Raw genomic sequence first — 13251 nt, 5'->3', positions numbered from 1 at the left:
CAGCAGGCAAGGATGTCTCAGCCCTTGCGATGCTCTTCCTGTGCAGCGATGATTTTCTTGAGCAGCGGCACGAACTCATCAAGATGGGCAATACGCAGCAGGCCCGGCCAGGACGGGGCAGGCTTGTCAAGGTCACGCAGCAGCACGCAGGCCATGCCGGCACGGCGGGCAGCCTCGACCCCGGCATCCGAATCTTCCAGCACCAGGCAATGCGCCGGATCAACCCCTTCCTGCTTCGCCCCATGCAGGTAGATATCCGGGCGAGGCTTGGGCATGTTCAGGTCACGGCCGGAATGGATGCGCTCTTCCTTCAGAATCTTGTCCAACCCTGTGCTGGAAAATTTGGCCTCCATCTCTGCCTCGGAAGAGTTGGAGCCAACACGGATCGGCAGGCGAATCTCGTTGACGACATCACGCAGCATCTTCGTGGCACCGGGCACTTCCTTCGCCTTCTTCCGCATCATCTCCACAATGCGGTCCTGCATGATCATGTCCCAGTTGTCCGGGAGCTTGTCACCTGTCTTCTCGGCGATCATCTCACCAATCTTGGCCAGCTCACCACCACCGAAGAGCTTGTTGCCTTCTTCATCACTGATGTCCCAGCCATGGCTGCGGGCATCTTCGGACATGAGCGCTGTGGAGAGATGCTCCCCCCCTACCAGCACGCCGTCACAGTCAAAAAGGATCATATCAAGGCGCCCCGTGGGCAGCACCGCAGCAGGGGCCTGATCGGGGATCGGAAAATTCGTGTGCTTGCTCATGAATACTCCTTGTTTGCCTGACCTGATTCGGTCTCCGAAAAATTCGATGTCTGTTCTGTTTCCTCAAGGGTAACAGGCAGGAAAAAGAGCGCAACATCTTGAAAAGATATTAATGCCCCTTATAGCCTTGCATACAAAGGTGCATCTCCCTTACACGGCAGCAGGGGGACACCCGCTGCCCCCTCTTCCCCATAGCAAGGTTCTCCCCGATGCTTCACCAACTCTTTCCGAATCTGGCTCTCAACATCTGGATGTTCCTGAAGCTGGTCACCGGCTTCGCCATCATCATTGCTTATCTCAACATCTCTGGCCGCAGCCAGGTCTCCCAGATGAACGCCATCGACCTCGTCGGCAACTTCATCCTCGGCGGACTCGTTGGCGGCGTCCTTTATACGACCAACATATCCTTCCATGAATATGTCATCGCCCTGCTCATCGGGGTTGGTATCCTGCTCACCCTGACACGCTTCTGCAGAAAAATCAACATGTTCAGAAACGTGACCATCGGCAGGCAGATTCCGATCATCAAGGATGGCCGCTTCCTCATGGAGAACATCCGTGACAAGAACAACAAGATCGACATGCTCAACATTGCCTCCCAGCTCAACATCCAGGGTATTTATTCCTTTGATGATGTTTACTTTGCCCAGATCGAGCCGAGCGGCGCCATTACTGCCATCACGGACAAGAAAAAACTCCCTGCACTGATCGTCTATTATGACGGGGTTGTCCGTGCTGATGACCTTGAAGATGTTGGCCTCTCCGAAGAAGCCCTTATGGAAGACATGAAAAAGCGGAACATCGAAAAACTGGAGGACATCTTCCTGGCAGAGATCAAGGATGGCCAGTTCCGTTACGTGCTCATGGATGGTAATGTCATCCCGCACACACGGCATGATGACCGGGATGGTGCACCAAAAAAGGCTCCTCACAGCCCCGGTGCGGCAGCGGCCCTGGCCAACGGCCTGACAAGCCCGCAGAAGGGCGGCTGATCAGAACAGCCAGTCCCAGAAATTTTCCCACCAGCCGCCCTTGAGCCTGTCCCGACAGGCATCATACTGCTGCTGATACTGCCGGGCACGGTGGCCCACCTTGCGGGCCACCGTCACCAGCCAGCCCTTGCTGGCGTAAGTCCGGCGACGGTACCCCGTCCATCCCTCATGATAAGCCAGATACTGCCTCGTGGCATCCGTGACGGGGATGCCATCCACCTTCCGGCTGTTGGTGATATACCAGTTCATGAAATTGAGAGCGTCGGCATAATCTGTCCGGCTGCCACCGGCGCCAGTCTGCCGCTGGTAATCACGCCATATCTCGTTCTTGGCCTGGGCATAGCCGTAAGCCGTACTGATATGCCCCCACGGGATGATCCAGAGTATGTAGGTCCGTCTGGTCCGTGCATTGGCCCGGAAACTTGATTCCTGATTCATGATGGCCATGGGAACGGAAGCAGGAATGTGCCATTTGGCCTCCTGCCGCATGGCTGTGTGATACCAGCTGCGTTTTTCCTGAAAAATGTCGCAGATATTATTGGGATGCTGCGGGGGCGTTGCCGCACACCCAGCCAACAGGCCTCCCGCCGCAACCAGCACGGCACCAGCCTGCACCCGCCACCTTACGGCACGCCTGCTCCCCGTTCCGCCCATGTCCCACCCGTTCCCTGCCTGCTGCCTGCCTGTCCTGCACGACCCGATGGCACCCACCGGACCGTGCCTCATGAAAGGACAGGGTCAGAACGGAATCTCGTCATCCAGTGCCTGATCACCCTGCCCGGAAGAACTGTCCCAGCCAGCACCGCCACCGAAGTTGCCACCCTGCTGACCACGACCACCGGCACCGCCACGGCCCGCCGGAGCGGACCCGCCACCAGCCCAGTTGCTGCCGCCATCACCATAACCACCGTCATAACCATCATCACCATAGCCGCCGCCGTCACCACCGCCACGCTGGCTGTCCAGCAGGACAAGATTGCCACGGAAGCGATCGATCACAACCTCGGTCGTGTATTTCTCCACGCCCTGCTGGTCCGTCCACTTGCGGGTACGCAGCTCGCCTTCGATATAAACCTTGCGGCCCTTGCGCAGATAACGTTCCGCCACATCACCGACACGCTCGTTGAAAATGACGACACGGTGCCATTCCGTCCGGTCACGCCGCTCTCCTGTATTGCGGTCGTTCCACGTATCGCTGGTAGCGATAGCCAGATTGACGATCTTGCTGCCGGACTGGGTGTTCCGGACCTCCGGGTCACGCCCGAGATTCCCCACCAGAATGACCTTGTTTACGCTACCTGCCATATGCCTTCTTCCACTTCTCTCAGGAACTTTTCACTGCCACGGTTCGATTCTGGCACCGTGTACCCATATTGCCTATATTGCACAGATGGACCGCCCGTGCATCCATACCTGCCACAAAGGCCGTAATGAGGACATAGCGTGACAGACACAGCCCGCCCTGCCAGCACAAGCCACATCATCGTCCGTGGTGCCCGTACGCACAACCTGCGGAACGTCAACGTCACCATCCCCCGGGACAGGCTGACCGTGCTGACGGGCCTTTCCGGCTCCGGCAAGTCCTCCCTCGCCTTCGACACCATCTATGCCGAAGGGCAACGTCGCTATGTGGAGAGCCTCTCCGCCTATGCCCGCCAGTTTCTGGAACTGATGGGCAAGCCGGATGTTGATTCCATCGAGGGCCTCTCCCCGGCCATTTCCATTGAGCAGAAAACAACCTCCCGCAATCCACGCTCGACGGTCGGCACGATCACCGAAATTCACGACTACATGCGCCTGCTCTGGGCACGGGCGGGTGTTCCCTACTCCCCGGCTACCGGCCTGCCCATCGAGGCCCAGAGCATCAGCCAGATGGTGGACCGTGTGATGGCCATGCCCGCCGGCACACGGCTCATGCTGCTGGCCCCGGTCGTGCGGGACCGCAAGGGCGACTGTGCGAAGGAACTGGCCGAGCTGACCCGCCGTGGCTTCGCCCGTGTACGCATTGATGGCACGCTCTACGAGATCGGCGACGCCCCGAAGCTGAACCGCAAGACACGCCACAACGTGGATGTCGTGGTGGACCGTGTGGTGCTGAAGGACGGTGTGGAAACCCGGCTGGCCGACAGTTTTGAAACCGCCCTGGACCTCTCGGACGGCCTGGCCTCTGTCGAGGAAGTCCTCCGCAGCGGGGAAGACCGTGAGCCGCTGAAGGCTTCCTTCTCCTCCCGCTATTCCTGCCCGGAATCCGGCTTCATGCTGGAAAGTGTGGAACCCCGCCTCTTCTCCTTCAACGCCCCGATGGGAGCCTGCCCGACCTGTGACGGGCTGGGTACGGAAACGCATTTCGACCCCAACCTCATCATCCCCGATGACAGCCTGACCCTGCGGGAAGGCGCCATTGCCCCGTGGCGGAATGAGCAGGACCCGCTCTTTGACCAGACCCTCGCCGCCCTGGCCCGCCATTGCGAGGAAACGCTGGACACCCCATGGAACAGGCTGAAGGACAGTTCACGCCAGTTCCTCCTGCATGGCGGGCCGGAAGCCGTCAGCATCCCCTATCAGGATGGCAAGGGGAAGACACACACCATCCACCGGCCTTTCGAAGGCATCATCAGCCATCTGCAACGCCGTCTGGCGCAGAGCAGCAGCGTCCATGTCCGGGAGGCCCTGGGCCGGTACCAGTCCGCCATGCCCTGCCCGGCCTGTCACGGTGCCCGCCTGCGGCCGGAAGCCCTCTGCGTGAAGGTCAATGACAGCAACATTGCCGAGGCCTCGGATCTGACCATCAGCGAGGCCCTTGCCTGGTTCAGCACCGTGGAGGCCAGCCTGACACCCCAGCGGGCCGAGATCGCCCGGCGCATCCTCAAGGAAATCACCGAGCGGCTGCATTTCCTCGACCGTGTGGGGCTGGACTATCTCACCCTCTCCCGCAGTTCCGGCACGCTCTCCGGCGGGGAGAGCCAGCGCATCCGGCTGGCTTCGCAGATCGGCTCTGGCCTGACGGGCGTCCTCTACGTGCTGGATGAGCCCTCCATCGGGCTGCACCAGCGGGACAATGCCCGCCTGCTCACCATGCTGGAGCGGCTGAGGAATCTCGGCAATACCGTCCTTGTCGTGGAACATGACGAGGATGCCATCCGGCAGGCGGACTACCTCATCGACATGGGGCCGGGAGCCGGAACACAGGGCGGGCACGTCATCGCCTGCGGCACGCCGGAAGAGGTCGCCCAGAATCCCGACAGTCTGACGGGCGCATGGCTGGCTGGCCGCCGGGGCATCCCCGTCCCCGCCACCCGCCGCAAGAGCAGACGCTGGGTGAGCATCCACGGGGCAAAGGGAAACAACCTCAAGAATGTCAGCGTGAAGTTCCCGCTCGGCACCTTCATCGCCGTGACGGGAGTTTCCGGCAGCGGCAAGTCCACACTCATCACCGACACCTTCTACAAGGGGCTGGCCCGGCAGATCATGAAGTCCGCTGCCGTCCCCCTCCCTTATGGACGGCTGGAAGGCACCGAGCAGCTCGACAAGATCATCGAGATCGACCAGTCCCCCATCGGGCGGACACCCCGCTCCAACCCCGCCACCTATACGGACCTCTTCGCCCCCATCCGGGACTGGTTCGCCGAACTGCCGGAGGCCAAGGCACGGGGCTACAAGCCGGGACGTTTCTCCTTCAACGTCAAGGGAGGGCGCTGCGAGGCCTGCCAGGGTGACGGCGTGCTGAAGATCGAGATGCACTTCCTGCCGGATGTGTTCGTCACCTGCGATACCTGCAAAGGGGCCCGCTACAACCGGGAAACGCTGGAGATCAAGTTCAAGGGCAAATCCATTGCCGACGTTCTGGCCATGACAGTGGACGAGGCCGTGCCGTTCTTCAGTGCCGTGCCCCGCATTGCGGACCGTCTCTCCATCCTCCAGCAGGTGGGGCTGGGCTATGTAGCCCTCGGCCAGCAGGCCACCACCCTCTCCGGTGGTGAGGCCCAGCGTGTGAAGCTCGCCAAGGAACTTGCCCGCCGTGCCACGGGCCGGACCCTCTACGTGCTGGATGAACCCACCACCGGCCTGCATACCGAAGACGTCCACAAGCTGCTGAATGTCCTTCATGCCCTTGTGGAACAGGGCAATACGGTGCTGGTCATCGAGCACAACCTTGATCTCATCAAGACGGCGGACTGGGTGATCGATATCGGGCCGGAAGGCGGTGCAGGCGGTGGGCAGGTTGTCGCCACCGGCACGCCGGAAGACATTGCCGCTTGCAAGGAAAGCCATACCGGGCAGTTCCTCGCCCCCATGCTGGCCGCCGGGAAAACAGGCCCGGCACCAGCCACGCCGCAGCAGGATACCGGCAGGGAAGGTGGCAGAAAAAAGAAATCCTGATATAGGATGTCGCCATGACGCCTTTTCTTGCCTGGCTCTTCCTGTTCGGGGCCATCCTGCTGGAGGTTCTGGCAACCAGCCTGCTCAACATCTCCAACGGGTTCCGCAGGCCCCTGCCCACCATCGGCTCGCTCCTGCTCTATGGAGCGGCCTTCTTCTGTCTGGCACAGGCCCTCAAATGCGTCCCTCTTGGCATCGCCTATGCCGTCTGGTGCGGGGTGGGGATCGTCTGCATCGTCCTCATCGGCGTGACCATCTTCCGTCAGCCCCTGTCCCTGACGGCCTATCTGGGCGTGGGGCTGATCATGCTGGGCACGCTGCTGGCCTGTCTCTCCGGTGGAGTCCGGCACTGACCCATGAAGGCTCTCTCCACCCACGGCCTGATGACCTCTGCCCTGTTCCGCTGGACGCCGCTGCGCCTCCTCATGGTACTGGTCATGCTGCTGGGATTCGGGGCACAGACCCTTCTCACGGCCGCCAGCCTGCCCGATGAAAGCCCCCGGGCCGCCATCCTGCGGCTGACAGGCATCGACATCGCCCCCCGGCCAGAAGCCATCCCTGCCGCCATCATGCCGGGCATGGATCATGCCACCATGGGGCAGGGTGTGGAGCCACAGGCGCACTGCCATCCCCACAGCCCGACAGCACCATCAGCTCCCCTGCTGATGAACCATCATCATTCTGGCGGGCACCACCATCACGGGCTGGACTGTCCCCTCTGCCCCCTGCTGGACCATGTCCTGCTCGCACTGACCGTCCTTGCCGTCCTGCTGAGCTGCACCCGGCTGGCCCGCCAGATATGGCAGGCGGTTCCTCCCGCACAGGCACCGCCAGAACCGACCCGCCAGCGGCCACCGAGCCGTGGGCCACCCGTCACCATCCTGAGCCACGCATCCGCCTGACCGGCCCGGCCTGAAGAAGGCTGCGTGTCGGCCTTTCCGCATGTTTTCTTCAGAATGGATGACTCTTGTCTATTTTTCCCCGTTGCACGGGTGGACGTATCGTGCGTCCGGCCCTGACCACCCTGTTTCTGGGAGGTGTGATCCTGCCAGCCGGACAGGCCACCGCCCAGACCCTGCCAGCCTCCGGCTCCTCCCTCCCCGGCCATGGGACCACGACCAGCCCCCCGGACAGGCCGCAGATGTCGCCCATCCGGCAGGTCCCCACCTCCCTGAAGCCTGGCCAGGCCCCAGCCTCCTCCAGCAACCGACCGGCTGAAGAGATCAGCGTCACAGCCATCCGGCGCCCTTTCACGCAGGCAGCCGACACGGCGGCCCTGTTCCGGGACGTACCGGGTTACAGCAGCTACAGAACGGGCGGCATCGCCAGCCTGCCCGTTCTCAACGGCATGGCGGATGACCGGGTCGCCACATTCGTGGACGGAATGCCCCTGATGGCGGACTGCCCCAACCACATGAATCCTGCCCTCTCGCAGATCAGCCTAGATGAAGTGTCCCACAGCGTGGCCATTGCCGGGATCACGCCTGTCAGCCTCGGCGGAGACAGCACGGGGGGCACCATCTCCGTGGAACGGAAAGACCCGCAGTTCGCCCGGGAAGGCAACATCCTCGTGACAGGCGATGGAAGAGAAGACTGGCGCAGCAATGGCGGCGGCTCCGGTGCCGGTGGTTCCATCACGGTTGCCAATGACATGCTCAGCCTGCGCTACAGCGGCTCCTACACCCATGCCAGCGATTACACCGCCGGAGGGCGTGGCGGACGGGTTCTCTCCAGCAGCTATCTCAGCTTCAGTCATGATGTGACGGCGGGCCTGAAACTGAAGAACCATCTCTTCAGCCTGACATTCGGACAGCAGGACACGCCCTACGAGGGTTTCCCCAACCAGTACATGGACGAGACCAACAACCGCTCCACCTTCGTGAACGGGAAATATGTGGGCACCTTCGGCTGGGGGACGCTGGAGGCCCGGGGCTACTGGCAGCGTGTGACCCATGCCATGAACATGCTGGCCGACAAGGGCGGCCACAGCGCCACGACCGGCATGCCCATGAACAGCGATGGCCGGACGGCAGGCTACAGTCTGGTCGCCACCATGCCGCTTGGGCGACGCCATCAGCTCAAGATCGGCAGTGCCTTCAGTCATGATGGCCTCAATGACTGGTGGCCGCCCGTCATGGGCAGCATGATGATGGGGCCGGGCACGTTCCACAGCCTGAACGGTGCCCATCGGGACCATCTTGGCCATTTCATCCAGTGGAATGCCCAATGGACGCCCCGCCTCTCCACCGAACTCGGCATGCGCAGCGACGTCATCATGATGAATACCGGCCCGGTCTCTCCCTATCAGGGCCTCTCCTCCATGAATGACATGGGAATGGGAGGAATGTCTGGCATGAACATGATGAGCATGGGCCACATGTCGGATATGGGTATGTCTGGCATGGGTATGTCTGGCATGAACATGGGCAGCACCAATCAGGCGGCCGCACGTGCCTTCAACAGTGCCCGCCGGGGCCGCACGGATGACAATTTCGATGTCACAGCCTTGGTGCGCTACAAGGCCAGTGCCTATCTGAACATTGAGGGCGGCTATGCCCGCAAGACACGCTCCCCCAACCTGTATGAACGCTATGGCTGGAGCCGGGACAGCATGACGGCCCGGATGATCAACTGGTTTGGTGATGGCAACGGCTATGTCGGCAACCTGAACCTGAAACCTGAAGTCGCCAACACCACCAGCGTGACATTCCGCTTCCACGATACGGATGACCACCAGTGGGAGGCCATGATCCAGCCTTTCTACACCTACACGCACAATTACATGAACGTCGTGCGCATCGGTGCCCTGTCACGGGGTTTCAACCTGCTCCAGTTCGCCAACCACAATGCCCAGAGCTACGGCATCAACGCCTCTGGCCGGACGACCCTGTGGGACAATACACACTGGGGCACGGGGGAACTCTCCGCCACTCTGAACTGGGTGCGGGGGCAGGACTTCAAGACCCAGTCGGGACTGTACCAGCAGATGCCGCTCAACGGGACCATCCGCCTGCATGAGCATTTCGGCCCGTGGCACGGCATGGCGGAAGTCGTGCTTGTCAAAGCCAAACATACGGTGGACTGGGTCCGCAACGAGCCCCGGACACCCGGCTATGCGCTGTTCAATCTCGGAGCCGGGTATCACTGGTCCCGCTATCTTCAGCTGGATGTGAGCCTCGACAACCTGCTGAACCAGCGTTACGCCCTGCCGCTGGGGGGCCGGGCCGTCAGCACGGCGGGCAGCCCTCCCGGGGCTGTTCTGGGCATGGGCCGGTCCGTCAACCTGACCCTGCGGGAACATTTCTGAACAAGATGGAGGCGTCACCCCGTTTCGGGGGACGCCTTTTCCACGGCAGACCGGGGCTGAAAAGCCGGTCAGCCCTGCGCCTCATCCCCCAGATGGGCCTGTCCCCGTTCTGCCGCCAGCTGCGCCTGACGCTGGCGTTCACGATAACGCTGCCGCTGGGCATCCGTTCTCTGCCCGTAACAATGCGGGCAGCTCACGCCTTCCTCATACTGGGGCGACTCCTTGTCTTCCGCACTGATGGGCGCACGGCAGGCATGGCAGAGGTCATACCTGCCCAGTTTCAGCCCATGCCCGACCGACACACGCTGGTCGAACACGAAACATTCGCCATCCCACAGGCTTTCTTCCTCTGGAATCTCTTCCAGATATTTCAGGATGCCGCCTTTCAGATGGTACACATCCTCCACCCCTTCCTGCCGGGCAAAGGCGGTAGATTTTTCGCACCGTATGCCCCCCGTGCAGAACATGGCGATCTTCGGTGTGCGGCCCTGTGCCTCCACCTCTTTCCGCCAGTTGCGGAACCACTCCGGGAAGGCACGGAATGTCTTCAGGTTCGGGTCCACGGCACCCCGGAAAGTGCCGATGGCCACCTCATAGTCGTTGCGTGTGTCCATCACGACCGTATCAGGGTCAGAGATCAAGGCATTCCAGTCCTTCGGCTCGACATAACGGCCAACGCAGACATGGGGGTCAATGTCCGGCTGCCCCATCGTGACGATCTCTTTCTTCAGCCGCACTTTCATCCGCAGGAAGGGCATCGTCTTCGCCCGGGACTTCTTGTAATCGAACCCGGCACAGCCCGGCAGGCTGTCAATGTAGGCCAATACGGCATCGATGCCTGCATCAGGCCCGGCGATCGTGCCATTGATGCCCTCACGGGCCAGCAGCAGGCTGCCTTTCACGCCCTCCTTCTGGCACAGCTCCAGAAGGGGCTGGCGCAGGGACTTGTGATCCTCAAACGCCGTGAAATGATAGAGGGCGGCCACGCAGACCGGCAGGGATGTATCTGTCATCAGTCAACCATTCTCGCAAAGAAGGAACCTGACCGCCCTTCTAGCAGGCTGACCAGCAGATGGCACCCTCCGGCAGACAGGAGACGCTGCCGGGCCGCCACTGGAAGGCTCAAAGCTCCCAGTACACCTCATGCCTGTGCTCGTAATGCAGATTTCCCTTCACCATGGCGATCCGTTCTGCATCATCAGGCCAGGGTTCCCCGGCGGCCACAGCCGGTGGCACATAGCCATGATCCCTGCACAGCTTCTTGATGACGGACAGTACATACGATGTGCTGATGTTGCGTGTACATTCAAACGCCTTGTCCGTCCCTTTGTGCCGGGGGCAGAACAGATGATCGTCATGCTGGAAGGGCGTCCGGATATCGTGCCAGCAACTGTTGCAGCCATGGTTGCTGAACACCCGGTACGGCGTATGGAACTCGTTGATCGGGTCCGTAAAACCACTGATCATGATGACAGGCGTACCGGTAGCCCAGGCCAGCCATGACAGGCCGGAGGACAGACCGACAAAAAACTCGGCATGTTTCAGCCAGCGGGCCCGTTCTGCCAGCGGGCGCTCCCCTGTTTCATCCTCCACGCCATTGGGTATGTGGTTCCAGGTAATATTGTGCCCGACCACCGGGTCCTTGTCGATACAGATGACCCGATACCCCATCCTCTTCAGATACTGGACCGTATCCAGCCACCCGAATGGATTCTGCCACATCTTGCAGGCACAGGAAGCCTGCACGGCCACCACGACATAAGGCTCCTCGATCGGGCGGGTATCAGCCTTCTCGATGACCACCTTGGGGCGGATCTCTGTTGGATCCACGCCAAGAATCCACCCCGCTGTCCTGTGCAGGCCAACGGCACGGAAGTCCCGCGGCTGCCAGGCCTGTTCCACATCATGAAAGAACAGCCCGATGTAATAGGTGGCGTAGAATTCGTCCTTCACATCCGCAAATTCCTCTTCCTTCAGGAAGCGGACATGCGGATAGGCCGGCCCCATGAGGTCGATGATCACCTCACTGGTCACGATGGTCATTTCACAGTCATGATCACGCCCGAACCGGTCGGCATAAGGAACCCAGCCCAGCGGATCCCCCAGAGTGCCTGTCGGCATGAGGACAGCGACCTTCTTGCCCCGTGCATCATATTCGTGCGTCCAGACAAGCGTTTCACCATCGAACAGTTCGATCAGCACGTTCATGAAATACTTTTTGCGGGAGGAAACATATTCCCCACCAACCTTGCCGTCATACAGGCAGGTATCCGTATCCATGTCCCAGAAACGCAGCCGCCACTGCTCACCCTCCGGCACCTTCACCCGGACGCCGAAGTTGAAATCATACCGAAGGCCGTGGTCACCTCCCTGCGTCGGCTCCATGGCAGGCGCAGGAAAAGGCAGATGGGGCAGCCTCTCGATGCCATCGTCCTTTTCCTTCAACGATCCCGCATCACCTGCCCCGGATGGGACGGATGGCAGCTCCGCAGCGGAAAGAGAGGAGACAACAGACTGTTGTTCCCCCTGCTCCTCCAGGCCAGAACCTGCCGTCTCCTCCGTAAAGGGCAGACGTGATGCCGAGGAAGGGGCCTTGAGAGCGACGATATCCTGAAGAACACGTTCCGTTTTCTTTTCAGTCATTCTGACAGCTCTCCAAAACCCGGAATCCGCTCAATGGCCTTTTTGACCTGCGTAAAGGAAATCCCGCGTGAACACTCAAACATCCTCTCCGTGCCTTTATGATGAGGACAGAAGAAAGGATCCTCCGCTTGCAGGTCGATGTTCACATCATTGGCACAACCATTGCAGACATGCCTGTTGATGACACGGTATGGCGTATAAAACTCGTTATATGGCTCTGTATAACCACTGATCATGACCACCCGGGCTCCGGCTGCCCAGGCCAGCCATGACAGACCGGAGGATGTCCCCACAAAAAACTCGGCATGTTTCAGCCAGCGGGCCCGTTCTGTCAGCGGGCGGGGACCTGTTTCGTCCTGAGCACCATGAGGAATGGTCCGCACCGCCGTGACAGGGCCTGCCACACGGTCTTTGTCAATGCAGACCACCTTGTATCCCTTCTCCTTGAGAAAGCGGATCAGATCATACCAGCCACGGGGATTATTCCAGTATTTGCTCAGACCCGAAGCCTGCGCCCCGATGCAGACATAGGGCTCCTCCATCGGGCGCCCGCCCGGATCCACCACAATACGTGGTTTCCTGTCCTGCGGTGGCAGTCCCAGAATGTAAGCCCCCATATGGGAAAGACCCGTCTGCCGATAATCGTTGGGCTGACAGGTGAATTCCCTGTCCCCGAAGAAAACCAGAACCCTATACCGTGCGTAATATTGCCTGTCGCCCACGTCCTCTTCATCAATGAAGCGGATATGGGGATAAGCATCCTCAAAAAGGGAAATCAGAGCCCCGTTCACAAGAAAGCTTGCCCGGCAGCCATGCTCCTCCACAAAGGCGGCGGCCTGTCCTACCCAGGCAATATGGTCTCCCAGCCCGCCCAGCTGCATCACGATGAGCACTTCACGGTCCTTCAGGTCACAGACATGGGTAAAGACCTCGCTGCCATCCTTGCAGACGGTGATCTCGAACCGGACATAGTAACGCTTGAGGCTCTGCACCATGCCGGACCCGTTGATCTCCTGAAAGAACAGGACAGTATCCGTATCCACATCACGCAGGCTGACCGTCCAGCGGGCCCCCTCCGGCACCCAGACACGACAGCCATCCATGAAATCATACCGGATGCCCTCGGGGCCAACCTGTGTCAGAACGACCCTGTCATTATCACTCATGG

At 60.7% G+C, this 13251-nt stretch carries 11 protein-coding genes; 5 read left to right on the top strand and 6 right to left on the bottom strand.

Annotation, left to right across the window (positions count from 1 at the left end):
• Positions 1–17: 17 nt before the first annotated feature.
• Positions 18–689 (bottom strand): HAD family phosphatase, encoded by a 672-nt coding sequence (locus tag CO583_RS08465; RefSeq protein ID WP_052348991.1) that lies wholly within the window; start codon positions 687–689, stop codon positions 18–20.
• A gap of 281 nt (positions 690–970) precedes the next feature.
• Between CO583_RS08465 and CO583_RS08460 the strand changes: the two genes are divergently transcribed.
• Positions 971–1753 (top strand): DUF421 domain-containing protein, encoded by a 783-nt coding sequence (locus CO583_RS08460; RefSeq protein ID WP_081562378.1) that lies wholly within the window; start codon positions 971–973, stop codon positions 1751–1753.
• Here CO583_RS08460 and CO583_RS08455 read toward each other — a convergent pair whose 3' ends face one another.
• Together CO583_RS08455 and ssb are read right to left on the bottom strand one after the other, a co-directional pair.
• The gene (locus tag CO583_RS08455) at positions 1754–2407 is read right to left on the bottom strand and encodes a hypothetical protein (protein WP_219811875.1); all 654 of its coding nucleotides are present in this window, start codon (positions 2405–2407) and stop codon (positions 1754–1756) included.
• Positions 2408–2491: 84 nt separating this feature from the next.
• Complete coding sequence (gene ssb, locus CO583_RS08450; RefSeq protein ID WP_043558983.1) at positions 2492–3058, bottom strand: single-stranded DNA-binding protein; 567 nt, start codon at positions 3056–3058, stop codon at positions 2492–2494.
• Between the two features lie 138 nt (positions 3059–3196).
• Between ssb and uvrA the strand changes: the two genes are divergently transcribed.
• The 4 genes from uvrA to CO583_RS08430 all read left to right on the top strand — a co-directional run bounded on the left by uvrA (position 3197) and on the right by CO583_RS08430 (position 9440).
• Entirely contained in the window at positions 3197–6133 is a 2937-nt protein-coding gene (uvrA, locus tag CO583_RS08445; RefSeq protein WP_248630759.1) for an excinuclease ABC subunit UvrA, read from the top strand.
• Positions 6134–6147: 14 nt separating this feature from the next.
• Positions 6148–6486 (top strand): multidrug efflux SMR transporter, encoded by a 339-nt coding sequence (locus CO583_RS08440; protein WP_043558985.1) that lies wholly within the window; start codon positions 6148–6150, stop codon positions 6484–6486.
• A 3-nt stretch (positions 6487–6489) separates the two neighbouring features.
• Entirely contained in the window at positions 6490–7035 is a 546-nt protein-coding gene (locus CO583_RS08435; protein WP_248630758.1) for a DUF2946 family protein, read from the top strand.
• A 239-nt stretch (positions 7036–7274) separates the two neighbouring features.
• On the top strand, positions 7275–9440 hold the full coding sequence (locus CO583_RS08430; RefSeq protein ID WP_408902069.1) for a TonB-dependent receptor: 2166 nt from the start codon (positions 7275–7277) through the stop codon (positions 9438–9440).
• 68 nt (positions 9441–9508) lie between these two features.
• Here CO583_RS08430 and CO583_RS08425 read toward each other — a convergent pair whose 3' ends face one another.
• The 3 genes from CO583_RS08425 to CO583_RS08415 all read right to left on the bottom strand — a co-directional run bounded on the left by CO583_RS08425 (position 9509) and on the right by CO583_RS08415 (position 13249).
• Positions 9509–10453 (bottom strand): rhodanese-related sulfurtransferase, encoded by a 945-nt coding sequence (locus CO583_RS08425; protein WP_043558988.1) that lies wholly within the window; start codon positions 10451–10453, stop codon positions 9509–9511.
• Between the two features lie 109 nt (positions 10454–10562).
• Positions 10563–12083: an autotransporter strand-loop-strand O-heptosyltransferase gene (locus tag CO583_RS08420; protein ID WP_248630756.1), complete on the bottom strand. Its 1521-nt coding sequence runs from the start codon at positions 12081–12083 to the stop codon at positions 10563–10565.
• Complete coding sequence (locus CO583_RS08415) at positions 12080–13249, bottom strand: autotransporter strand-loop-strand O-heptosyltransferase (RefSeq protein WP_043558991.1); 1170 nt, start codon at positions 13247–13249, stop codon at positions 12080–12082. The genes CO583_RS08420 and CO583_RS08415 overlap by 4 nt, the downstream gene beginning before the upstream one ends.
• Between the last annotated feature and the right edge of the window lie 2 nt (positions 13250–13251).

It is taken from the genome of Parasaccharibacter sp. TMW2.1882 (assembly GCF_023337635.1).
Lineage (GTDB): Bacteria > Pseudomonadota > Alphaproteobacteria > Acetobacterales > Acetobacteraceae > Bombella > Bombella apis.
Note: the sequence above shows the minus strand (reverse complement) of the source record. Positions and strands in the feature narration are given on the sequence as shown.

Excerpts from the sequence above, each read along its gene's own strand:
- CO583_RS08430 (WP_408902069.1), top strand. The coding sequence starts at position 7,275 with ATGTCGCCCATCCGGCAGGTCCCCACCTCCCTGAAGCCTGGCCAGGCC.
- ssb (WP_043558983.1), bottom strand. The coding sequence starts at position 3,058 with ATGGCAGGTAGCGTAAACAAGGTCATTCTGGTGGGGAATCTCGGGCGT.
- CO583_RS08425 (WP_043558988.1), bottom strand. The coding sequence starts at position 10,453 with ATGACAGATACATCCCTGCCGGTCTGCGTGGCCGCCCTCTATCATTTC.
- CO583_RS08415 (WP_043558991.1), bottom strand. The coding sequence starts at position 13,249 with ATGAGTGATAATGACAGGGTCGTTCTGACACAGGTTGGCCCCGAGGGC.
- CO583_RS08465 (WP_052348991.1), bottom strand. The coding sequence starts at position 689 with ATGATCCTTTTTGACTGTGACGGCGTGCTGGTAGGGGGGGAGCATCTC.
- CO583_RS08440 (WP_043558985.1), top strand. The coding sequence starts at position 6,148 with ATGACGCCTTTTCTTGCCTGGCTCTTCCTGTTCGGGGCCATCCTGCTG.
- CO583_RS08455 (WP_219811875.1), bottom strand. The coding sequence starts at position 2,407 with ATGGGCGGAACGGGGAGCAGGCGTGCCGTAAGGTGGCGGGTGCAGGCT.
- CO583_RS08460 (WP_081562378.1), top strand. The coding sequence starts at position 971 with ATGCTTCACCAACTCTTTCCGAATCTGGCTCTCAACATCTGGATGTTC.
- CO583_RS08435 (WP_248630758.1), top strand. The coding sequence starts at position 6,490 with ATGAAGGCTCTCTCCACCCACGGCCTGATGACCTCTGCCCTGTTCCGC.
- CO583_RS08420 (WP_248630756.1), bottom strand. The coding sequence starts at position 12,083 with ATGACTGAAAAGAAAACGGAACGTGTTCTTCAGGATATCGTCGCTCTC.